Below are 18,608 nucleotides of genomic sequence, written 5' to 3'. Positions count from 1 at the left end.
ACCCCGGGTCTGCTACGCAGCCCTTTCGCGGCACAAGGCCGCTCCTACAGAGGGGGCGCGTTGCGTCTTTCAGCCCCGCGCCAACTCGGCCAGATGCGCCTTGGCCTCTTCGCTCTTGAGCACCAGCACATCGCTTTCCAGCGAGTCCAGCACCACCTCCGCGGTATTGCCGATCAGCGCCCCGGAGATGCCTGTCCGTGCCACGGTACCGACAATGGTCACCACGGCATCGAGCTTCTTCTCGGTGTAGGGAATCAACACATCCGCGGGCCCTTCGGCGATGTGCAGGCGGTCATCGGTGATATCGAACTCCGCCTGGAACGCCAGGCACGCCTCGCGATAGCGCTTTTCGATGGTCTCGGTGAGCTGGTAGACCGGGTCCGCAGCGGACAGCATGGGCGAGGGGTGGGCACTGATCACATGCAGCTCGCCCTTGGCCAAGCTGGCGATGTCATAGCCATGGTCGATAATGCTGGCATGCAGCAGGCGATGGGCTTCGTCCTGATTGCCAACATCCACGGCCGCCAGGATCTTGCCACCTGTCCATGGTCGCTCGCTCTTGACCATCAGCACCGCGCAGGGGCACTCGCGCAGCAGCTTCCAGTCGCTGGGGGTGAGCAATGCCTTGCGCAGCGGATTGTCCGGCCGATGCTCCTTGATCACCAGTTCACAGCCTTCGGCCTGCTGCACATGGATGATCGACTTGTGCAGATTGTCCTTCCAATGCTGCTCATGGGTGACACTGTCATACCCATCATCATGCAACTGGCTGCTAAGCAAGCTGAGCAGCGCGTCATGATCCTGCTTCTTGTCGCACATCAACAGATGCAGGCGCGCGCCGGTTACCCCGGCGATCAGCTTGGCCCGGGTCAGGGCACGGCTGTGGGCGTGCTCGGGGTCGAGGACGACAAGGATGCTGCGTACGGCTTGCATGGGCGTGAACTCCCTTCAGAATGGCGGCCAATGCCTGACTATAGACGGCGCCGCTGCCGCCGCCGCTTGATATGTATCAAGCATAGTCACTGGCACTCGGCACGGTCGCCGGTATAATCCCCGGTCCTGCCGATGTCCTGTGTGATTGTGAGTGCCATGTCCCTGATTCCTGAAATCGACGCCTTCCTCGGTTGCCGTACCCCTGATGCCTGGATCGAGGCTGCGCTGGCCGACCAGGAGACCCTGCTGATCGATCACAAGAACTGCGAGTTCAAGGCGGCCAGCACCGCGCTGAGCTTGATCGCCAAATACAACACCCACCTCGACCTGATCAACATGATGTCGCGCCTGGCCCGCGAGGAACTGGTGCACCACGAGCAGGTGTTGCGCCTGATGAAGCGCCGGGGCGTGCCGCTGCGGCCGGTCTCGGCCGGGCGCTATGCTTCGGGCCTGCGGCGGCTGGTGCGCGCCCATGAGCCGGTCAAGCTGGTGGATACCCTGGTGGTGGGGGCTTTTATCGAGGCGCGCAGTTGCGAGCGCTTCGCCGCCCTGGTGCCGCACCTGGACGAAGAACTCGGCACCTTCTACCACGGCCTGCTCAAGAGCGAGGCACGGCATTACCAGGGCTACCTGAAGCTGGCCCACCAGTATGGTGACGAAGCGGATATCGCCCAGGTGGTGGAGCAGGTGCGCGAGGCCGAGGTCGGGCTGATTACTTCACCCGACCAGGAACTGCGCTTCCACAGTGGAATTCCGCTGGCGCAAGCCGCCTGAGCTACTGGCGGCGCCCGAGCAACAAGCCGACCACCAGGCCGAAACCTGCGGAAATCGCCACCGTCTGCCAGGGGTGGCCGCCAATGTACTCCTGTGTCGCCTCGACCACCGGCTGTGCCTTCTGGCCCAGTCGGCTGGTGGCGTCGCGCGCCTGGCGCAGCTTCAGCCCCAGTTGCGCGCGCATGCCTTCGGCTTCCTCACCCACCAGCGACGCGCTGTCGCTGAGCAGTTTCTCGGATTCCTCGATCAATGCCTGCAGCTCGCTGAACACCTGATCCTTGATCTGGTCGTTGTTGCCTTGCGCGGCGGTTTTCCTGGCCATGTACACATCCTCGTGAAGGGTTGGGCGTTGAACAGTGGATGCCACGGCGCCGGGAAAGTTGCAGCGGCGTACCGATGGCGCGTCGCTACAGTGTAAGATAGCGCCCATTTTCCAGCGGCAGGTAATACCCCCATGAGTTTCAATCTGGCCAACATGAGCTTCCAGGAACGGGCACAGATCGAGGCAGAGAAGGCCCGTTTGTTCGAGTACTGGCAGAACAACCTGGGCAAGGCCAAGGGTGAGGCCGCTCGGCTGATCGCGGAGAAACCGCGGCGCAAGGGCAAGTGGGCCGAGTGGGTGCGTGCGGAGCTCGACGGCATGTCGCCGGCGGAATTCACCCAACTGGTCCGCAGTGAAGTGAACAAGATGATGGCCGCCGCCAGCACCAGCCGCTGAGGCAGGCGAACACTTGCGGTGCGGGGTGCGCACCTTTCGGCTTTCTTCTGACAGGAGTCCCCAGGATGCCAAGATCCATCGTTGCCGCCCTGCAGATCGGCTCGCTGCCTGCGGGCAAGGCTGCCACCCTGGAACAGATCCTCGGCTACGAGCAGGCCATCCGCGAGGCCGGTGCCAGCCTGGTGGTGATGCCCGAGGCGTTGCTCGGCGGCTACCCGAAAGGCGAGGGGTTTGGTACCCAGCTCGGTTATCGCCTGCCCGAGGGGCGTGAAGCCTTCGCCCGCTATTTCGCCAACGCCATCGATGTACCGGGTGCCGAAACCGAGGCGCTGGCCGGGCTGTCGGCGCGCACCGGGGCGAGCCTGGTGCTTGGCGTGATCGAGCGCAGCGGCAATACCCTGTACTGCACCGTGCTGTTCTTCGAGCCTGAAGGCGGCCTGGTGGCCAAGCACCGCAAGCTGATGCCCACCGGCACCGAGCGGCTGATCTGGGGCAAGGGCGACGGCTCCACGCTGCCGGTCGTGGAGAGCCGCGCCGGGCGCATCGGCGCGGCGATATGCTGGGAGAACTACATGCCCCTGCTGCGCACTGCCATGTACGCCAAGGGCGTGCAGCTGTGGTGCGCGCCGACGGTGGATGAGCGCGAGCTGTGGCAGGTCAGCATGCGCCATATCGCCGCCGAAGGACGCTGTTTCGTCATCAGTGCCTGCCAGGTGCAGGACTCACCGGCGGCGCTGGGCCTTGAGGTGGCCAACTGGCCGGCAGACCGGCCGTTGATCAACGGTGGCAGCGTGATCGTCGGCCCCCTCGGCGAGGTACTCGCTGGGCCCCTGGTAGGTGAACGAGGGCTGCTTTGTGCCGAGGTCGACACCGATGAGTTGGTGCGTGCACGTTACGACTTCGATGTGGTCGGCCACTATGCACGGCCGGATGTGTTCGAACTCAGCGTGGATGAACGTCCACGCCCCGGTGTGCGTTTTGTCGGTTCCGCCGCTGCTGGCGAGTGATCGTTCGCTTACCTGAACAACAGGTTTACCAGCCGGCACTTGTGGCGGCGGGCAGGTCCAGCTTGCCTTTGTCGGTGAAGCGCATTGTCCCGAGCGTGCCGCCCGCCAGCTTGCCGCGCAATACATAGGGCAGGCCTTGCAGGGACTCCACCCGGCTCAGGCCATAGGCCTGGCGCAAGAAGGCGAAGGCGGTGATGCTCACCGGCACCACGATCACCGCCTCGTCGTAGCGACCGATATGCCCGCGTTGATCACTCACTCCGGCGGCCAGGGGCTGGTCGTTGACTTCCAGGTTGAGGGCGATGCCGTTGAAGTCCACCGGGGTTTCGTTGGGGTTCTGCACGCGGATCTTCACCGCCATGCGCAGCTCCAGGTCCTGGCCGGGCAGGGGGTCGATGCCGATCACGCTGATGTTCAGCGGGTCACGGCCCTGGAACAGGGCGCAGGCACTCAGGCCAAGGGTCAGCAGCAGGATCAGGCAGGCGCGGGCATACATGGTGATAGGGTCTCGGGACACGGGCGAGTCCTCAGTGTGGCAAATGCGTGGCGCCGCTATCAAGGAATGTGCGGCTCCTGTGGGAGCGGGATTGCCCGCGATGGGCCGCAAAGCGGCCCCAATTCAAACGAATACACTGCGAAGATCTTCCATGAACGCCTGCTGCGCTTCACCGGGCTCCTGCCCACGGTGCCGCGCCAAGGTGAACGGCACCACGAAATCCAGTGTCGGGTCCAGTGCCCGCAACAGTCCCTGGGCTTGCCAGGTCGCGGCGCAGTGGCAGGGCAGGTAGCCGATATGGCGTCCCGACAGGATCAACGTCAGCGCGCTGTCGATCTGTTCCGCCACCGCCAGGCTGCGTCGGCTCTGGAAGGGTTCGCCCTGCTTGAGAAAGCGGTAGGGATGGCAGACCTGGTCGGCCTCCAGCAATTGCTCGCGACTGACCTGGACCTGGTCGAACAGCTCATGCCCCTGGCCACAGTAGAGTCGCTGGCGTTCTTCGAACAATGGCAGGTAATCGAATGCCGCCTGGTTGCCGGAGAAGTAACTGATGGCGCAGTCCAGGCGCTGTTCCAGCAACAGCCGTTCGAGCTCGGCGGGTGGCGCGCTGGTCAGTTCCAGGCGCACCTGCTCGTCGCGTTGGCGAAAACGGGCGATGGCCTGGGCCAGGCGCAGGGTGACGTCGCGGTCCTGGTTTTCGGCCAGGCCGATACGCAGCGTGCCAAGCAAGCACCCGGCCACACCGTTGGCCTGCTGGCGGAACTGCTCGATCTGCAGCAACAGGCCGCGGGTCGCCTGGAGCAGCAGCTCGCCTTTCTCGGTCAGCCTGAAGCCGCCCTTGCCTCGACTGCACAGGCGATAGCCCAGGCGGGTCTCCAGCCTGGCCATCTGCTGGCTGATGCTGGGCTGGCTGAGCCCCAGCACGCCCTGGGCGGCGCTGAAGCCGCCGGCCTCGACTACAGTGACGAACAGCCGCAGCAGGTGCAGGTCCGGGTCGTGCAATTGTCCGAGCATCACATTGATCCTGGTGAATGTCAGCTTCGCAAAGTTGCCATTTTTACAATGTAACCCGGCAGGCATGCTGGCGGCATCCACCCCCACGCCGAGGTGCCCGCCATGCGTCGAACGTTGTGCCTGCTTTCATTGTTGATCGCCCTGCCGCTGCAGGCCGAGGAGAAGGTCGTCAACCTGTACAGCTGGGCCGACTATGTCGCCCCGCAGACCCTGGCGCGGTTCGAGCAGGAAACCGGCTACAAGGTCCGCTACGACACCTTCGACACCACCGAGGTGCTGGAGACCAAGCTGCTCACCGGCGGCAGCGGCTACGACGTGGTGGTGCCATCGGCCACGGTGCTGGCCCGGGCGCTCAAGGCCGGCGCCCTGCAGCCGCTCGAGGCGCAGGCGATGCCCGGCTACGCCAACCTCGACCCGGACCTGCTGGCCAAGCTGGCCGAGGCCGACCCCGGCAACCGCCATGCCGTGCCATACACCTGGGGCACGCTGGGGCTGGGGGTGAATGTCGAGGCCGTGCGCCAGCGCCTGGGCGATGTGCCGCTGGACAGCCTCGACCTGTTGTTCAAGCCCGAATACGCCAGCCGCCTGAAGGACTGCGGGATCGCCATGCCGGACTCGCCCCAGGAGGTAATCGGCCTGACCCTCAACTACCTGGGCAAGGACCCGTACAGCCAGAGCAAGGCCGACCTGGACGCCGCCCAGGCACTGTTGCAGCAGTTGCAGCCGTCGATCAGCTACGTGGCCAACGGCCGCCAGATCAACGACCTGGCCAACGGCAGCGTGTGCCTGGCGCTGACCTACAACGGCGACGCGGCCATGGCCGCCGACCAGGCCCGTCGCGCCGGCAAGCCGTTCGAGCTGATCTACCGCATCCCCCGCGAGGGCACCCTGGTCTGGCAGGACAACCTGGTGATCCCCAAGGACGCGCCGCACCCCGAGGCGGCCCGTGCCTTCATCGCCTTCATGTTGCGCCCAGAATCGGTGGCGGCCCTGACCAACACGCTGTTCTTCGCCAACGCCAACCAGGCCGCGACGCCGCTGGTGGATGCGGCGATCCGCAATGACCCGGACATCTACCCGCCGGCCGAGGTGCGCCAGCGCCTGTTCGCCGACCGCAGCATGGCGCTGTCCGACCTGCGCCAGCGCAACCGCCTGTGGACCACCTTCCGCAGCCGCCAGTGAACAACAACGACAGGAGACAGACCGTGGACCTCGCCCAGGACAACGACCAGGCCATGACCCGTGACAGCCTCTACGGCACCGCCGCCGAGAGCACCTATGCCGGTATCACCAGTTTTTCCCGGCGCCGCTATAGCCGCGACCTGCGCGGTGTCGACGTGGTGGTCAGCGGTGTGCCGTTCGACACCGCCACCAGTAACCGCCCCGGCGCGCGCTTCGGCCCGCGGGCGATCCGCAACGCCTCGGTGCAGCAAGCCTGGGCCCGACACTGGCCCTGGACGTTCGACCCGTTCGATCACCTGGCGGTGATCGACTACGGCGACTGCGCGTTCGACAGCGGCACGCCCGCGTCGGTGCCGGACAGCATCGAGGCGCACGCCGAGCACATCCTCGAGGCCGGCTGCGCCATGCTCACCCTGGGTGGCGACCACTTCATCAGCTATCCGCTACTCAAGGCCCATGCCCGCCGGCATGGCCCGCTGGCGCTGGTGCACTTCGACGCCCACAGCGACACCTGGCCGGATGAGGAGGGCAAGCGCATCGACCACGGCACCATGTTCTGGCACGCGGCGCGCGAAGGCCTGGTGGACCCGGCGCACTCGGTGCAGATCGGCCTGCGCACCACCAATGACGACAGCCAGGGGTTCGCCATCCTCGATGCCCGCCAGGTACATCGTTCGGGCACCGAGGCGATCATCGCCGCGATCCGCCAGCGGGTGGGGGACAGGCCGGTGTACCTGACCTTCGATATCGACTGTCTGGACCCGGCCTTCGCGCCCGGCACCGGCACGCCGGTATGCGGGGGGCTGAGCACGGTGCAGGCGCTGGAGATCCTCGGCGGCTTGCGCGGGATCAACCTGGTGGGCATGGACCTGGTGGAGGTGGCGCCGGCCTATGACCATGCCGATATCACCGCGCTGGCCGGGGCGACGCTGGCGATGGAGATGCTGTGCCTGTATGCGGCGCGGCACAAGGTGGATATGGCAAGGTAGCGCAGGGGCCGCTTTGCGGCCCTTTCCGGCCGGTCCGACGCCTCGGCAAGGCCGCTCTCATGGAACAAAACATAAATCTTTGATTTGACTGGAGCTGCGTGGGAGCGGGCTTGCCCCGCGATGTGGCGTTTGGCACCGGCTTCGCCGGTGATCCGGGCGGTGCGGCGTTCCGACCAGCCCGCTCCCACGCTGGAACCCTGTTCCCTACGCGACAGCGCAGCCCAGGGGGCCATACTGAAACATCAGGACCCACATTCATCCTTTTGCGTCGAACCCTGCGCGCTTTAGGCTATCCAACCCTGGAGCGCGCCTTTTCGTACCGGAGGTGAAGCATGAACCCCACCCTGCCAATCCTGGGCCTCGGCCTGTTGCTGGCCATGCCGCTCCAGGCGGCGCCCCTGCCGGCGCCGTTGCTCGCCGCCAACGACAGCAACAACCCGTACAACAGCCCGATCATGCGTGCCAACCCCAACAGCCGCCAGGGCAGCGTGCCCGCCACGCCGCCGGTGCGCGGCCCGTCCACGCAACCCAACCCGCGCCCGCCGACTCTCGACAACCGCGGTATCGGCAATGGCGAAAACCTGCGCCGCGAGCAGCAGACCCCGAACCTGGAACCCACCCGGCCACCACGCGATTCGCTGCGCGTGCCGTGAGCCCCTTCGAAGGAATCGAGCATGACGCCACGTACCTGGTTGACCACCCTGGCCGCCGCCGGCCTGTTTCCGCTGTTGGCCCAGGCGGCCGCCGAGCAGGAATTTCCCAGTGAAGCGGGGCAACTGACCGTCAGCACTGTCGCCGACGGCCTGCGCAACCCCTGGGCCCTGGCCTTCCTGCCGGGTGGCAAGGACATGCTGGTGAGTGAACGCCCCGGCAACCTGCGCATTGTCAGTGCAGAGGGCAAGGTCGGCCCGCCATTGTCCGGCGTGCCCAAGGTGTGGGCCGAAGGGCAGGGTGGCCTGCTCGACGTGGTGCTGTCGCCGGACTTCGACAAGGACCGAACGGTCTATCTGTCGTTTGCCGAAGAAGGCCCCGACGGCAAGGCGGGGACTGCGGTCGGCCGTGGCCAGCTGTCCCAGGACCGCGCGCGGTTGGAGAATTTCACGGTGATTTTCCGTCAGCAGCCCAAGCTCTCCGAAGGCAATCATTTCGGTTCGCGGCTGGTGTTCGACCGCGACGGTTACCTGTTCATCGCCTTGGGCGAGAACAACCAGCGGCCCACCGCCCAGGACCTGGACAAGCTGCAGGGCAAGATCGTGCGCATCCTGCCCGATGGCGAGGTACCCAAGGACAACCCCTTCGTCGGCCGCGACAATGTGCGCCCGGAGATCTGGTCGTTCGGCCACCGCAACCAGCAGGGCGCGGCATTGAACCCCTGGACCGGCCAGCTGTGGACCCACGAGCACGGCCCCCGTGGCGGCGACGAGATCAACATTCCACGGCCCGGCAAGAACTACGGTTGGCCGATCGCCACCCATGGCATCAATTACTCGATGCTGCCGATCCCGGAAGCCAAGGGCAAGCATGTCGATGGCATGGTCGACCCGCATCATGTGTGGGAGAAGTCGCCGGGCATCAGCGGCATGGCGTTCTATGGCAGCCCGACCTTCAAGGCGTGGGAGCACAACCTGTTCATTGGCGCGTTGGCGACCCAGGAGTTGATTCGTTTACAGCTCGATGGTGACAAGATCGTGCATGAAGAGCGCTTGTTGGGCGATCTCAAGGCGCGGATCCGCGATGTGCGGGTGGGGCCGGATGGTTATGTGTATGTGCTGACCGATGCCAAGGACGGGGCATTGTTGAAGGTGGGCTTGAAGGACGGATGATGGCTGAGGGGGCTTATCGCGGGGCACGCCCGCTCCCACGCACGATAGGGGCGAAAGTGTCGTACCATGGCCGGCATGACGCCAGAATCCCTCTACCTCCAGGCCCTCACTGAACGCGGCTACTTTCCCGACCCGGACCAGGCGGCCGCCGTCACCGCATTGCAGGCCTGCTTCGATGCCCTGGGCCAGGACAAGTCGACCCAGGGCCTGTACCTCTGGGGCCCGGTGGGCCGTGGCAAGACCTGGTTGATGGACCTGTTTCACCGTTCGTTGTCGCTACCTGCCCGGCGCCAGCACTTCCATCACTTCATGGCCTGGGTCCACCAGCGCCTGTTCCAGCTCAACGGCACCGCCGACCCGCTCAAGGCCCTGGCCCGCGAGTTGGCTGGCGAGATTCGCGTGCTGTGTTTCGACGAGCTGTTCGTCAGCGATATCGGTGACGCGATCATCCTCGGTCGGCTGTTCCAGGTGTTGTTCGACCAGGGCGTAGTAATCGTCGCCACCTCCAATCAGCCCCCCGACCAACTGTACCGCGACGGCTTCAACCGCGAGCGCTTCCTGCCGGCCATCGCCGCCATCGAGCAGCATATGCGCGTGCTGTCGGTGGCCGGCGAGCAGGACCATCGCCTGCACCCGGGGGCACGGTTGCAACGCTACTGGGTGGCGCCAGCGGGAGGTGGCGGGGCGTTGTCGACGGTGTTCGACCAGTTGAGCCCGGATGACCCCGGCAGCGCGCAGGCCGTGCAGATCGGCTCGCGCCACGTTCAGGTCGTGCGCCACAGCCCGCGGGCGCTCTGGTGCCGATTTGCCGATCTGTGCGAGCAGCCCCTGGCCGCCATGGACTTCATGGCGTTGTGCGACCGTTACCCGGCCATTCTGCTGAGTGATGTGCCGGCCCTGGGCGGCGTGCAGCAGGCCGGGCGTATCGCCCGTGGCACTGAAGATGGCGCCGCCCGTGTCGAGGCCGGAGACCGCGAACTGCCGACGTTGGCGCCCAAGGATGACAGCGTGCGGCGTTTCATCGCGCTGGTCGACGAGTGTTACGACCGGCGGGTCGCGTTGTACCTGGAGGCCGAGGTCCCGCTGGAAGCGCTCTACACTCAAGGGTATCTGGCGTTCCCGTACCAACGGACCCTGAGCCGGCTACGGGAGATGCAACTGCAACGCTTCGCCTGAAGGAGCCGACCATGGAGCCGCTGTCGCATCATCTGCTGACCCAGGCCTACAACAACGGCTGGGCCAACCATCGCCTGTACAAGGCCTGCCTGCAACTGACCCAGGACGAGTTCGTCGCCCCCCGTTGCAGCTTCTTCCCCTCGATCAAGGCCACCCTCAACCACCTGTTGACGGTGGACTGGTTCTACCTGGACGCGCTGGAGTGCGAGCAGCGCGGGGCAACGCCCGACCCGGACGGCGAGCGCTTCTTCGTGCCCGAGCAGCCTTTCGCTACCTGTACCGACCTGCAAGCCCAGCAGGCCCAGGCCGACCAGCGGCTGATCGCTTACTGCCGGCAATTGCGCGATGACCAACTCGGGCGCTATGTCAGCATCGTGCGGCCGGAGCGGATGCAGCATGAGCCGCGCCTGCGCTTGCTGTCGCACCTGTTCGAGCACCAGATCCACCACCGCGGCCAGGTGCATGCGATGCTCAGCGACACGGCGGTCAGGCCTCCGCAACTGGACGAATTCTTCTGCGAAGAGGAGGCCTCGCTGCGCGCCGAGGACTTTGCCGCCCTGGGGTGGAGCGAAGCGCAGATCTGGGCGCAGCGCTGAACGCCATTCAGGGTGTTTCGCCGTCGGCCAGATCATGGGCGGCCTGAACCAGCTGTTCCAGTTGGTGATGCACCATGGCGCGGTCCATCTGCATCAGGGATTGGCGGTTCCATAGCACCTGGCAGCCCGTGATCGGGTCGAGGCCGAGCACGGGCTTGCAGGCGTCCTGGCAGAACAGGTTCTGCTGGCCCCAGCGTACGTCGTCGATGGCGGGTAGTTCGATGAACATCAGCAACTGGTCGGCGGGGTGCTCGGTCACGTTGCACACATGGGTGCCTACTCGCAGGCTGATCACCGGCTCGAAGGCCACTGGGGGATCCAGCTTCAAGGCCGCGTACAGCTGGGTCAACGCATAGTCATAGTTTGTGCCTGGCATGGCGAGTTCTCGTTGGAGGGGACCGCCACGGTAACGACCATGCTGCTTGCCCGACTATCGGAGGCTGTCGTCGTTTTTTAGCTGCTGGCTGTCGCTCACTTTCTGCCGTGCGCCAGGTTCAGCGAACTTCCTACAGATGGTGGCGAAATGCCTCCGCCCATTCCAGGACAATCCCTGCGTTCAAGCAGGGGAGGGCATCGTAGCCTATGGCCATGTCTACACCCGTTGAGCTTCGACGTGGTGTGTAAAGGGGTCTACGGGAAGTACGGCCTGGTGCGAGAGGGATTTCTCCAGTTGAGGACTGGTGTGTGCAAGGGCGGCAGTTGGATGTTGTCGGGGCGGGTTTTGCGTCCCAGGGGCAGGAAGGCTTCTACGCGATCATGGCAGGCGAGCTGGCCGTGCGCGAAAAAGACAATGTCATCGATCTACAGGCCGGCGAGCTGCTGTTCGTCAAGCGTGGCACCTACCTGGTGGCGACCCGATGGCAGGCGTGCCAGGTGCTGTGGCTGCCGCTGGACGTGAATTTCGTGCAGGCGTTCATGCAGCGCCACGGCCAGGAACTGAGCCATCTCGAGCGCTGCGGCGAGCCCGGTGTGAATACCTTGCGGCTTCACCCTTGCACTGCGGCGCAGGAATGCGTGACCCGCCTGGCGGGGCTCGAAGGCGAGGGGACCTCGTCGATGCTGGCAATGCTGCGCCTGGAGGAGCTGCTGTTGCTGCTGGTGTTCGGGGCGCAGGGCCGGGCATTGCTGGCAGCCCTGCGGCAGCAGGGCAATCGCCATGTCGATCGCCTGCACGCCTTCATGGAGCAGCACTACCTGCGCGAGTGGCGCCTGGACCAGTACGCCGAGGCCTTCGGGCTGGGTCTGACGGCATTCAAGAGCCTGTTCTGCTCCTTCTACAACTGCTCGCCGCGGGCCTGGATCACCGAGCGCCGGATTGTCCACGCGCATCATCTGCTGCTGAACACGCGCATGAGCATTGTCGACATCGCCATGGAAAGCGGCTTTTCCAGCCAGTCGTATTTCAGCCAGAGCTATCGCCGGCGTTTCGGTTGCACGCCCAGCGACGCCCGTCGCTAGGCGCCAACCCCTACCTCGCATGGACAAGACCCGTATGAACAGACTTTTCACGCAGCTGGCCCACCGGCTGGGCATGGCGCCATGGCTGGCCGATGATGCTGGCGGCTACCACCTGTGCATTGATGGCCATGGCCTGCGGCTCGAACCGCGTGGCGTACGGCTGGTGGTTCGCAGCTCGCTGTCGTCGGTGGTCGGTCAAGGCGCCAGTCTCGACCAACAGGTCCTGCGCCGCCTGTCGGGCATGCTCGTTGCGTGGGCTGCGCAGTGCCCGCAGCGGTTGGCACTGACACCTGAGGGAGAACTGCTGCTTGAGGCCTGGATAGACCTGTCAAAGGGCGATGTGGATGCCCTTGAGCATGTGCTCGGGGTTCAGCTCGCCCTGCTGAATGTCCTGTGCGCGTTCCGTCGCGGCCCGACACCCCTGATTGCCCGTGGAGCAAGCGTATGGCTGCCATGAGATCGCTTGCCACCGGTCTGGCAGCCCTGCTGGCCAGTCTTGTCGCCCAGGGCGAGCCGCTGGATTGGGCGGACGAGCCGTTCCACTACATCGCCCAGGGCGAGAGCCTGCGCGATGTGCTGACCAATTTTGCCACCAACTATCAAGGTTCGGTGGTGGTCAGCGACAAGGTCAGGGACCAGGTTAGCGCCACCTTCGAGCAGCCGGACCCGCAGGCGTTTCTCGAGCAGGTCGCGGTGCTCTACAACCTGGCCTGGTACTACGACGGCGCGGTGCTGCATGTCGACAAGTCGAGCGAAGTGCAGACCCGCCTGATCCACCTGGACAGGGTACGCGAGCCGCAACTACGTGCGGCGCTCCAGGAGGGTGGTGGCTGGACCTCGCGCTTTGCCTGGCGTGCCACGTCGGGTGGACGGCTGGTGTATGCGTCGGGACCGCCCCGCTATCTGGACCGGGTCGAGCAGACCGTCAAGGCCCTGGAGCAGCAGGCCAGCCTGCAGGATGAACTGGGTGGCAGCCTGAGCGTCGAGGTGATCCCACTCCGGCATGCGGTGGCCGTGGACCGCGAGATCGACTATCGCGACCAGAAGGTGGCGGTGCCCGGCGTGGCCACGCTCCTTTCCCGGGTGCTGGCCGATGCCAATGTGGTGGCGGTCGACGGCCAGTCCGTGGGAGAGGGCGCGCCCGTGCGTGCCGGCCGGGCCGTGGTCCAGGCCGAACCGTCGATCAATTCCATCATCGTGCGTGATCACGCCGAGCGCCTGCCCATGTACCGGCGCCTGGTCATGGCGCTGGACCGGCCAGCGGCGCGGATAGAGGTAGGCCTGACGATCCTCGATATCAACGCCGAACACCTGGATGAGCTGGGCGTGGAATGGCAGTTCGGAGTCGGTAAGCATCAACTGATGGACATCCGAACCCAAGCGGGATTGGCGCAAACCACGTTGGCTGGCAGCCTGGTCGATAGTCGGGGATTGAACCGGCTGCTGGCCAAGATCACCCTGATGCAGGGCGAGGGTCATGCCCAGGTGGTATCACGCCCGACCTTGCTGACCCAGGAAAACACCCTGGCAGTGATCGATCATAGCGAAACCTACTATGTGCGGGTGATGGGCGAGCGGGTGGCCGAGCTCAAGGCCATTACCTACGGCACCTTGCTGAAGATGACGCCGCGCCTGATCCGCAGCACGGACCGGCCGGAAATCAGCCTGAGCCTGCATATCGAGGATGGCAGCCAGAAACCCAACAGCACCGGGCCCGATGGCATTCCGACCGTCAGCCGCACGGTCATCGACACGTTGGCCCGGGTAGACCTTGGGCAGAGTCTGATGATCGGTGGCATCCATCGCGACGAAACGAGCGAAAGCATCCGCAAGGTCCCGTTGCTGGGTGACATTCCCTTCCTGGGCGCCTTGTTCCGCTATCAGTCGAGCAACACCCGTCGTTCGGTGCGCCTGTTCCTGATCGAGCCGAGGCTGATTGACCCCGGGCTTGGCGAGCGTGCCTGATATGACCTGGAAACTGCGGATCTACAGCGGTTTGAATGCCGGCGCCGAGGTGTCCCTGATGCCTGGGCGGGTGGACATCGGCGCCGATCCGGCCCAGGCCGACCTGGTGCTGGCGGATACGGGCATTGCCGCCATTCACCTGGTGCTGATGGTCGAGGCCGGTGGCGTACGCTTGTTGGAGTGGGGTTCGAGCGAAGCACCCACCCAGGATGGACGAGAGGTGGCAGCGCAGGCCGAACTCCAGGCATTGGCGACTCAATGTTGCGGTCCGCTGCAGTGGGCCTTCTGCAATCAAGACGACCTGTTCGCCGAGTGGCTTCCCGCGCAGCGTTCTCGGTCAGGCTTGCGCCACGGCTGGTTCATGGTGCCGGGTGCCGGGTTGCTTTTGCTGCTCGTGTTGCTCACGCGATTGTTGATTGCCGACGCTGAGGCACAGGACACGCCAACAGCAGTGGTAGCGCCCGTCGAGCAACCGCCCCAGCCCCAGGAGCAAGCCCGGACGCGGCTGGCGCAACTGCTGCGCGAATGGCGCCTGGAGGACACCTTGAGCGTGACCGACCAGGGACACACCCTGGTGCTGCGCGGGGCGCTGCGCGAGCGCCAGCTCCAGGACTACCAGAACCTGCAGCGACAGTACCGCGAGGCATTCGGCGACCACCCATCATTGCGCTTGGTCGACGAGGGCAGGGCACCTGCGCCCGCGAAACTCGATTTCCCTGTTCGAGGCGTCTCACTGGGGCGGTTGCCCTACGTGACGCTGAGCGACAACCGCCGTTACCCAGTGGGGGCACTGATGCCCTCCGGCATTCGCATCCTGGCGATCGATCGGCAGGCGATCACGCTGAGCAAGGGTGGCCGGGACTACGTGATCAACCTGAAGGAGAGACCGGCAGATGATGGATGAACTCATGTGGGAGGTGCGTGATCCGCGTAAGCAGGCGCGAATGTTCTCGGTGCTGGAGCACGCACGGCAGGCCTGTGCCAGGCAGTTGTCGGAGCCGCTGCCACCTTCCGAGTTCCAGGAATTGCACCAACAACTGGCGGCCCTTGAAGCAGCCTTGAAAATACTCGAGAAACTGGAGGAACACTGAAATGACGAACATCAGCAGCGGCTTCTACGACGGTACCAGCAACACCATGGACATGGTGCACAAGGGGATGGTCGAGCAGGTACAAAAGGCCAACAAGGATGTTCTCGATTCGCTCGAGAAGCTCAACAAGAAAAGTGACGATCCTGCGTTGCTGGCCGACATGCGCCATCGTACGAACATCTGGTCGAACGTGTTCCAGGTCGATGCGACCCTGGGTCAGACCTTCAAGAACACTCTCAGCAGCATCCTGCAGAAGTTCTGAGCATGAACCATTCCGTGAACAATCTGATGGCCCGCCTGGGCCTGCTGGGTGTCGAGCATCGTCACCATGACGAGGCGTTGTGCATCGCGCAATGGCTGGCCCGGGAACCGGCAACCATGGAGGCCGCCTGTGCGATACGCATTGCCAGCCTGATGGGGCAGGGGCGTTGCGAGGAAGCCCTGGCAGAGGGCAACCAGGCACCCTGGCCATCCCTCGAGCCGTGGCTGGCGCTGTGCGAGCGTCAGTTGGGCTACATGGCCGTGCTCGAGCGGCGTCTCGAGGGCATGGCGCAGAGCGGTGATCCTGACCTGGTCCGCTTTGCCCAGGGCATGCGCGCCCAGGTGGTGGCATGAGTCCGCTGGCCTCGGCGCTTGTGTCTGGTGCGCAAGGTGCACTGATCGCGTTGCCCACGCACAGTGATCAAGACGCAGCCGAGTTCCAGGCAAGCCTTGTTGAACATCAAACCCGCGAACAGGTGTCCTCGGAACTGACGCAGCAAACGAGGCTGCAAGTGCTCGCCATGGCGATGGACCTGCTGAATGATTCCTTCACGGTGGAGGGCGACTCATGAATGGCATTACCGAGGTAACCCGGGTTGTCACCGACCTGCAGTCCCTGTCAGCACCGGCTGCCGATTCCCGGCAGGTGGCCGAGTTCGAGCAAGCGCTTTCCGGTGCCGCCGACAGCCCTGGCGATGGACTGCTGCACCAGATAGGGCAGCTCCACCAGCAGCATACCGAAGCCCGGCAGGGCGCGCAGGCCAGCCTGGTCTCGCGCACGGGGGACCCCGTGGCACTGATGGACGCCCATTGGTCGCTGATCCGCAGCAACCTGCAGGTAGAGTTGATCGCCAAGGGTGTCGGGCGCACCACGCAGAACATCGAAACCCTCATGAAAGCCCAGTAGGTGTCCTGTGAAAAGATCATGGCAGTGCATGCTGCTTCTGGCAGTGCTGACACTGGGCGGGTGCAGGGTCGAGCTTTACCTTGGCCTCGCCCAGCGCGAGGCCAACGAAATGCTCGCGGTGCTGGACACCGAGGGCATCGCAGCGGTGAAGGCCCAGGACAAGGACGGCAAGGTGAAGATCCTGATCGACGAAGCCGATATCGGCCACGCGCTGGCGGCGCTCAAGCGTCAGGGCTATCCGCGGGAGATGTTCTCCACGGTCAACGACGTGTTTCCCCGGGACAGCCTGATCTCCTCGCCCTTGGAGGAACAGGCGCGGCTGACCTATGTGAAGTCCCAGGAACTGTCGCGGACCTTGTCGGAGATCGATGGTGTACTGGTGGCCCGGGTGCACGTGGTATTGCCGGAGCCCCGTGACGGCCTGCGCGCGCAGGCCGGCGTAGCGTCGGCGTCGATCTTTATCAAACATGCGGCGGATGCGGCGCTGGAGCTGTACATCGGGCAGATGAAACAGCTGTTGAGCAACAGCATCGAAGGCCTGGACTACGAGCGCATCAGCGTGGTGCTGGTGCCGTCGAACCAGGCGCGTCAACCGCTGGCGGGCCTGCGCCATGTCACGCTGTTGTCGATCCAGGTTCTGGAAGGTTCGCGCTGGCGGCTTGTGGCGCTGCTGGGCGTGCTGCTCGGGGTGCTGGTACTGAGCAACCTGGCGCAGTACCTGTGGTGGCGTCAGAGAGCATGACCGAGTTCCAGTTTCGTTACTGCCCGGCGCACTACCTGCATTCGACCCACTGTCCCGAAGCGCTGGATCAGATGGTTCAGGCCTTGCCGTACTGGCGGGAGAGTCGCGAGGTCAACGGCTGGCTGATGTCGGTGCTGGCGCTGTGCGAGCCGTTCGACTTGCCAGAACGACTCGGCAGGCTGGCCCTGTTTTCACAGCCGGCATTGGAGCGGGTGTTGGCCAGTTTGGGCGGCCTGCTGCATGGCCAGGCCATCCGACAAGTACTCGAACGGTCGGGGCAGGCGCGGTTGCGGGCGGCACTCGACCCACAGGGCCTGCGCTATTGCCTGGAAAAGTGGTGTCTCGTCATTGGCCCTTGGCCTGTGGGCTGGCAACAGGCGCTGCCAGCCGGTGACCTGGACGCGTACCTGCCTGGTTGTGGCTTGGCGTTCTGGCTGCAGGCATGCGGTGAGGTCGATTCGGGGTTCGCTCGGCGTCTGAACCTGCGCCTGCCCGCCGTGACTGCAATGCCGACTTGGCCGATGGACGATGAACAACGCGTCCTGGCACGCACCCTTTGCCTGAAAGTGGCCCGAGACAGGAGCCCGGAATGTTGCCATTTATTGAGTTGAATGAGGCCCGGCCGATGATCGACCCGAGCCTGAACGTATTGCGCAGCACTGACTATCAGCAGTACCTCGATGCCAGCGTACTGACCGAAAACGCACGTCAGCGTGCCCGGGATATCGATGCCCGGGCCGATGCGGTGCTCGAGGAGCATCAGCGGCTCGGGCGGGAGGTCGGGCTGGAAATGGCCGCCATCGAACAGGTGGCGTTGCTGCATGGGACACGCTTGCGCTGCGATGCCTTCTATCGCCAGGTCGACCAGCAGATGAGCGAGGTGGTGCGCCAGGCCGTGTGCAAGGTGCTGGGGGAGTACCCTGATATCGAGCTGACACTGGCCGCGACCCGTCAGGCGCTGGCGCAGGTTCAGCCAATGGAAGCGTTGTTGCTGCACGTAGGGCCCGATCAGTTGCCTGAGGTTCGCCAGCGTTTGGATGAAGTGCTCGCGCTATATCCCGAGGTCGGGCCTGTCGAGGTATGCGCCGATGCCAGGCTAGCGCGAGGCGGCTGTCGCCTGGAGACCGCAGGCTGCGTGATCGATGCCAGTATCGAAGGGCAGTTGGCCGCGTTGCAGCGGGCGCTGACGCAACGGCACCTTGACGATGAGGCTGGAACGCCATGAACGAAGCCGTGTTGGCCGCAGCCGCGCGGGCGATCCGTGATGATCAGGAGCGCGATGCGTTGCTCCAGGTGTTCTGGACACAGCTTCGCCAGCCTGCTCGGAATCTGGCGAGGGAGCGCGCAGAAACCGTGCCTGTGCGCCGGCCATTGCCGCAGCGTGGGATCCTGGTCTAGCGCTCCCATCTCCATTGTCCTGGACCTGTGGGAGCAACTGTCTTGCTCAATTTTTAGAATCTGGCGCGATCCCTGTGG

General features: G+C 64.8%; 27 protein-coding genes. 22 read left to right on the top strand and 5 right to left on the bottom strand.

The genetic code is table 11. The features are described from left to right. Positions 1–69 precede the first annotated feature (69 nt). Complete coding sequence (locus POF53_RS22530; RefSeq protein WP_050704888.1) at positions 70–933, bottom strand: universal stress protein; 864 nt, start codon at positions 931–933, stop codon at positions 70–72. A gap of 156 nt (positions 934–1,089) precedes the next feature. Here POF53_RS22530 and POF53_RS22525 point away from each other — a divergent pair, with 156 nt between their 5' ends. Continuing rightward, positions 1,090–1,707 (top strand): MiaE family protein, encoded by a 618-nt coding sequence (locus tag POF53_RS22525; protein WP_232856986.1) that lies wholly within the window; start codon positions 1,090–1,092, stop codon positions 1,705–1,707. Position 1,708: 1 nt separating this feature from the next. On the opposite strand, the gene POF53_RS22520 is transcribed toward POF53_RS22525, so the two are convergent. Beyond that, positions 1,709–2,029: an ElaB/YgaM/YqjD family protein gene (locus tag POF53_RS22520; RefSeq protein ID WP_031315252.1), complete on the bottom strand. Its 321-nt coding sequence runs from the start codon at positions 2,027–2,029 to the stop codon at positions 1,709–1,711. Positions 2,030–2,161: 132 nt separating this feature from the next. Between POF53_RS22520 and POF53_RS22515 the strand changes: the two genes are divergently transcribed. Both POF53_RS22515 and POF53_RS22510 read left to right on the top strand, forming a co-directional pair. Continuing rightward, complete coding sequence (locus tag POF53_RS22515) at positions 2,162–2,425, top strand: hypothetical protein (RefSeq protein ID WP_203651948.1); 264 nt, start codon at positions 2,162–2,164, stop codon at positions 2,423–2,425. A gap of 65 nt (positions 2,426–2,490) precedes the next feature. After that, the gene (locus POF53_RS22510; RefSeq protein ID WP_232856987.1) at positions 2,491–3,432 is read left to right on the top strand and encodes a carbon-nitrogen hydrolase family protein; all 942 of its coding nucleotides are present in this window, start codon (positions 2,491–2,493) and stop codon (positions 3,430–3,432) included. 25 nt (positions 3,433–3,457) lie between these two features. Here POF53_RS22510 and POF53_RS22505 read toward each other — a convergent pair whose 3' ends face one another. Beyond that, on the bottom strand, positions 3,458–3,928 hold the full coding sequence (locus tag POF53_RS22505) for an LEA/WHy family protein (protein WP_203652624.1): 471 nt from the start codon (positions 3,926–3,928) through the stop codon (positions 3,458–3,460). Between the two features lie 123 nt (positions 3,929–4,051). Further along, positions 4,052–4,942: a LysR family transcriptional regulator gene (locus tag POF53_RS22500; protein ID WP_498969510.1), complete on the bottom strand. Its 891-nt coding sequence runs from the start codon at positions 4,940–4,942 to the stop codon at positions 4,052–4,054. 102 nt (positions 4,943–5,044) lie between these two features. Between POF53_RS22500 and POF53_RS22495 the strand changes: the two genes are divergently transcribed. The 6 genes from POF53_RS22495 (at position 5,045) to POF53_RS22470 (ending at position 10,708) form a co-directional block, all read left to right on the top strand. Continuing rightward, positions 5,045–6,124, top strand: a complete 1,080-nt coding sequence (locus tag POF53_RS22495) for an extracellular solute-binding protein (RefSeq protein ID WP_232856989.1) — start codon at positions 5,045–5,047, stop codon at positions 6,122–6,124. Between the two features lie 53 nt (positions 6,125–6,177). Beyond that, entirely contained in the window at positions 6,178–7,113 is a 936-nt protein-coding gene (gene speB, locus POF53_RS22490; RefSeq protein WP_269806800.1) for an agmatinase, read from the top strand. Between the two features lie 332 nt (positions 7,114–7,445). Beyond that, a complete protein-coding gene (locus tag POF53_RS22485; protein WP_203651957.1) occupies positions 7,446–7,766 on the top strand; it encodes a hypothetical protein in 321 nt (106 codons plus the stop codon). Positions 7,767–7,787: 21 nt separating this feature from the next. Further along, a complete protein-coding gene (locus POF53_RS22480; RefSeq protein WP_234562941.1) occupies positions 7,788–8,936 on the top strand; it encodes a PQQ-dependent sugar dehydrogenase in 1,149 nt (382 codons plus the stop codon). 75 nt (positions 8,937–9,011) lie between these two features. Then, complete coding sequence (gene zapE, locus POF53_RS22475; protein WP_232856992.1) at positions 9,012–10,112, top strand: cell division protein ZapE; 1,101 nt, start codon at positions 9,012–9,014, stop codon at positions 10,110–10,112. A gap of 11 nt (positions 10,113–10,123) precedes the next feature. After that, a complete protein-coding gene (locus POF53_RS22470; RefSeq protein WP_232856993.1) occupies positions 10,124–10,708 on the top strand; it encodes a DinB family protein in 585 nt (194 codons plus the stop codon). A gap of 7 nt (positions 10,709–10,715) precedes the next feature. On the opposite strand, the gene POF53_RS22465 is transcribed toward POF53_RS22470, so the two are convergent. Then, entirely contained in the window at positions 10,716–11,084 is a 369-nt protein-coding gene (locus POF53_RS22465) for a CesT family type III secretion system chaperone (RefSeq protein ID WP_232856995.1), read from the bottom strand. Between the two features lie 308 nt (positions 11,085–11,392). Here POF53_RS22465 and POF53_RS22460 point away from each other — a divergent pair, with 308 nt between their 5' ends. Genes POF53_RS22460 through POF53_RS22400 form a run of 13 tightly spaced genes read left to right on the top strand, consistent with a single transcriptional unit; the run spans position 11,393 to position 18,530 of the window. Further along, a complete protein-coding gene (locus POF53_RS22460) occupies positions 11,393–12,166 on the top strand; it encodes a helix-turn-helix transcriptional regulator (protein WP_442800109.1) in 774 nt (257 codons plus the stop codon). Between the two features lie 34 nt (positions 12,167–12,200). Then, the gene (locus POF53_RS22455; protein ID WP_498969506.1) at positions 12,201–12,623 is read left to right on the top strand and encodes a CesT family type III secretion system chaperone; all 423 of its coding nucleotides are present in this window, start codon (positions 12,201–12,203) and stop codon (positions 12,621–12,623) included. Continuing rightward, complete coding sequence (gene sctC, locus POF53_RS22450) at positions 12,611–14,131, top strand: type III secretion system outer membrane ring subunit SctC (protein ID WP_274235426.1); 1,521 nt, start codon at positions 12,611–12,613, stop codon at positions 14,129–14,131. Before POF53_RS22455 ends, sctC begins: the two co-directional genes overlap by 13 nt. Position 14,132: 1 nt before the next feature. Further along, positions 14,133–15,035 (top strand): FHA domain-containing protein, encoded by a 903-nt coding sequence (locus tag POF53_RS22445; RefSeq protein ID WP_498969503.1) that lies wholly within the window; start codon positions 14,133–14,135, stop codon positions 15,033–15,035. Beyond that, on the top strand, positions 15,025–15,222 hold the full coding sequence (locus tag POF53_RS22440) for an EscE/YscE/SsaE family type III secretion system needle protein co-chaperone (protein ID WP_232856998.1): 198 nt from the start codon (positions 15,025–15,027) through the stop codon (positions 15,220–15,222). Before POF53_RS22445 ends, POF53_RS22440 begins: the two co-directional genes overlap by 11 nt. 1 nt (position 15,223) lies before the next feature. Continuing rightward, positions 15,224–15,484: an EscF/YscF/HrpA family type III secretion system needle major subunit gene (locus POF53_RS22435; RefSeq protein ID WP_232856999.1), complete on the top strand. Its 261-nt coding sequence runs from the start codon at positions 15,224–15,226 to the stop codon at positions 15,482–15,484. A gap of 2 nt (positions 15,485–15,486) precedes the next feature. Next, positions 15,487–15,837 (top strand): YscG family type III secretion system chaperone, encoded by a 351-nt coding sequence (locus POF53_RS22430; protein WP_232857000.1) that lies wholly within the window; start codon positions 15,487–15,489, stop codon positions 15,835–15,837. Next, a complete protein-coding gene (locus tag POF53_RS22425) occupies positions 15,834–16,055 on the top strand; it encodes a hypothetical protein (RefSeq protein ID WP_232857001.1) in 222 nt (73 codons plus the stop codon). The genes POF53_RS22430 and POF53_RS22425 overlap by 4 nt, the downstream gene beginning before the upstream one ends. Beyond that, positions 16,052–16,390, top strand: a complete 339-nt coding sequence (gene sctI, locus POF53_RS22420; protein WP_203651978.1) for a type III secretion system inner rod subunit SctI — start codon at positions 16,052–16,054, stop codon at positions 16,388–16,390. The genes POF53_RS22425 and sctI overlap by 4 nt, the downstream gene beginning before the upstream one ends. 28 nt (positions 16,391–16,418) lie before the next feature. Then, positions 16,419–17,132, top strand: coding sequence for a type III secretion system inner membrane ring lipoprotein SctJ (sctJ, locus tag POF53_RS22415; protein WP_498969499.1), 714 nt, complete (start codon positions 16,419–16,421; stop codon positions 17,130–17,132). Further along, a complete protein-coding gene (locus POF53_RS22410) occupies positions 17,129–17,743 on the top strand; it encodes a SctK family type III secretion system sorting platform protein (protein ID WP_498969497.1) in 615 nt (204 codons plus the stop codon). The genes sctJ and POF53_RS22410 overlap by 4 nt, the downstream gene beginning before the upstream one ends. Next, the gene (locus POF53_RS22405; RefSeq protein WP_254464934.1) at positions 17,722–18,357 is read left to right on the top strand and encodes an HrpE/YscL family type III secretion apparatus protein; all 636 of its coding nucleotides are present in this window, start codon (positions 17,722–17,724) and stop codon (positions 18,355–18,357) included. The genes POF53_RS22410 and POF53_RS22405 overlap by 22 nt, the downstream gene beginning before the upstream one ends. After that, the gene (locus POF53_RS22400; RefSeq protein ID WP_203651987.1) at positions 18,354–18,530 is read left to right on the top strand and encodes a hypothetical protein; all 177 of its coding nucleotides are present in this window, start codon (positions 18,354–18,356) and stop codon (positions 18,528–18,530) included. The genes POF53_RS22405 and POF53_RS22400 overlap by 4 nt, the downstream gene beginning before the upstream one ends. Positions 18,531–18,608 lie beyond the last annotated feature (78 nt).

It is taken from the genome of Mitsuaria sp. RG, from assembly GCF_028369275.1.
GTDB classification, from domain to species: domain Bacteria; phylum Pseudomonadota; class Gammaproteobacteria; order Pseudomonadales; family Pseudomonadaceae; genus Aquipseudomonas; species Aquipseudomonas peradeniyensis.
This window is presented reverse-complemented; position numbering and strand designations above follow the sequence as displayed.

Coding starts and splice junctions, on each gene's coding strand:
- POF53_RS22465 (WP_232856995.1), bottom strand. CDS start 11,084: ATGCCAGGCACAAACTATGACTATGCGTTGACCCAGCTGTACGCGGCC.
- zapE (WP_232856992.1), top strand. CDS start 9,012: ATGACGCCAGAATCCCTCTACCTCCAGGCCCTCACTGAACGCGGCTAC.
- POF53_RS22480 (WP_234562941.1), top strand. CDS start 7,788: ATGACGCCACGTACCTGGTTGACCACCCTGGCCGCCGCCGGCCTGTTT.
- POF53_RS22455 (WP_498969506.1), top strand. CDS start 12,201: ATGAACAGACTTTTCACGCAGCTGGCCCACCGGCTGGGCATGGCGCCA.
- POF53_RS22510 (WP_232856987.1), top strand. CDS start 2,491: ATGCCAAGATCCATCGTTGCCGCCCTGCAGATCGGCTCGCTGCCTGCG.
- POF53_RS22430 (WP_232857000.1), top strand. CDS start 15,487: ATGAACCATTCCGTGAACAATCTGATGGCCCGCCTGGGCCTGCTGGGT.
- POF53_RS22405 (WP_254464934.1), top strand. CDS start 17,722: ATGTTGCCATTTATTGAGTTGAATGAGGCCCGGCCGATGATCGACCCG.
- POF53_RS22520 (WP_031315252.1), bottom strand. CDS start 2,029: ATGGCCAGGAAAACCGCCGCGCAAGGCAACAACGACCAGATCAAGGAT.
- POF53_RS22400 (WP_203651987.1), top strand. CDS start 18,354: ATGAACGAAGCCGTGTTGGCCGCAGCCGCGCGGGCGATCCGTGATGAT.
- POF53_RS22470 (WP_232856993.1), top strand. CDS start 10,124: ATGGAGCCGCTGTCGCATCATCTGCTGACCCAGGCCTACAACAACGGC.
- POF53_RS22515 (WP_203651948.1), top strand. CDS start 2,162: ATGAGTTTCAATCTGGCCAACATGAGCTTCCAGGAACGGGCACAGATC.
- POF53_RS22505 (WP_203652624.1), bottom strand. CDS start 3,928: ATGTATGCCCGCGCCTGCCTGATCCTGCTGCTGACCCTTGGCCTGAGT.
- sctI (WP_203651978.1), top strand. CDS start 16,052: ATGAATGGCATTACCGAGGTAACCCGGGTTGTCACCGACCTGCAGTCC.
- POF53_RS22500 (WP_498969510.1), bottom strand. CDS start 4,942: ATGCTCGGACAATTGCACGACCCGGACCTGCACCTGCTGCGGCTGTTC.
- POF53_RS22440 (WP_232856998.1), top strand. CDS start 15,025: ATGATGGATGAACTCATGTGGGAGGTGCGTGATCCGCGTAAGCAGGCG.
- speB (WP_269806800.1), top strand. CDS start 6,178: ATGACCCGTGACAGCCTCTACGGCACCGCCGCCGAGAGCACCTATGCC.
- POF53_RS22410 (WP_498969497.1), top strand. CDS start 17,129: ATGACCGAGTTCCAGTTTCGTTACTGCCCGGCGCACTACCTGCATTCG.
- POF53_RS22495 (WP_232856989.1), top strand. CDS start 5,045: ATGCGTCGAACGTTGTGCCTGCTTTCATTGTTGATCGCCCTGCCGCTG.
- POF53_RS22425 (WP_232857001.1), top strand. CDS start 15,834: ATGAGTCCGCTGGCCTCGGCGCTTGTGTCTGGTGCGCAAGGTGCACTG.
- POF53_RS22485 (WP_203651957.1), top strand. CDS start 7,446: ATGAACCCCACCCTGCCAATCCTGGGCCTCGGCCTGTTGCTGGCCATG.
- sctC (WP_274235426.1), top strand. CDS start 12,611: ATGGCTGCCATGAGATCGCTTGCCACCGGTCTGGCAGCCCTGCTGGCC.
- sctJ (WP_498969499.1), top strand. CDS start 16,419: ATGCTGCTTCTGGCAGTGCTGACACTGGGCGGGTGCAGGGTCGAGCTT.
- POF53_RS22530 (WP_050704888.1), bottom strand. CDS start 933: ATGCAAGCCGTACGCAGCATCCTTGTCGTCCTCGACCCCGAGCACGCC.
- POF53_RS22525 (WP_232856986.1), top strand. CDS start 1,090: ATGTCCCTGATTCCTGAAATCGACGCCTTCCTCGGTTGCCGTACCCCT.
- POF53_RS22435 (WP_232856999.1), top strand. CDS start 15,224: ATGACGAACATCAGCAGCGGCTTCTACGACGGTACCAGCAACACCATG.
- POF53_RS22445 (WP_498969503.1), top strand. CDS start 14,133: ATGACCTGGAAACTGCGGATCTACAGCGGTTTGAATGCCGGCGCCGAG.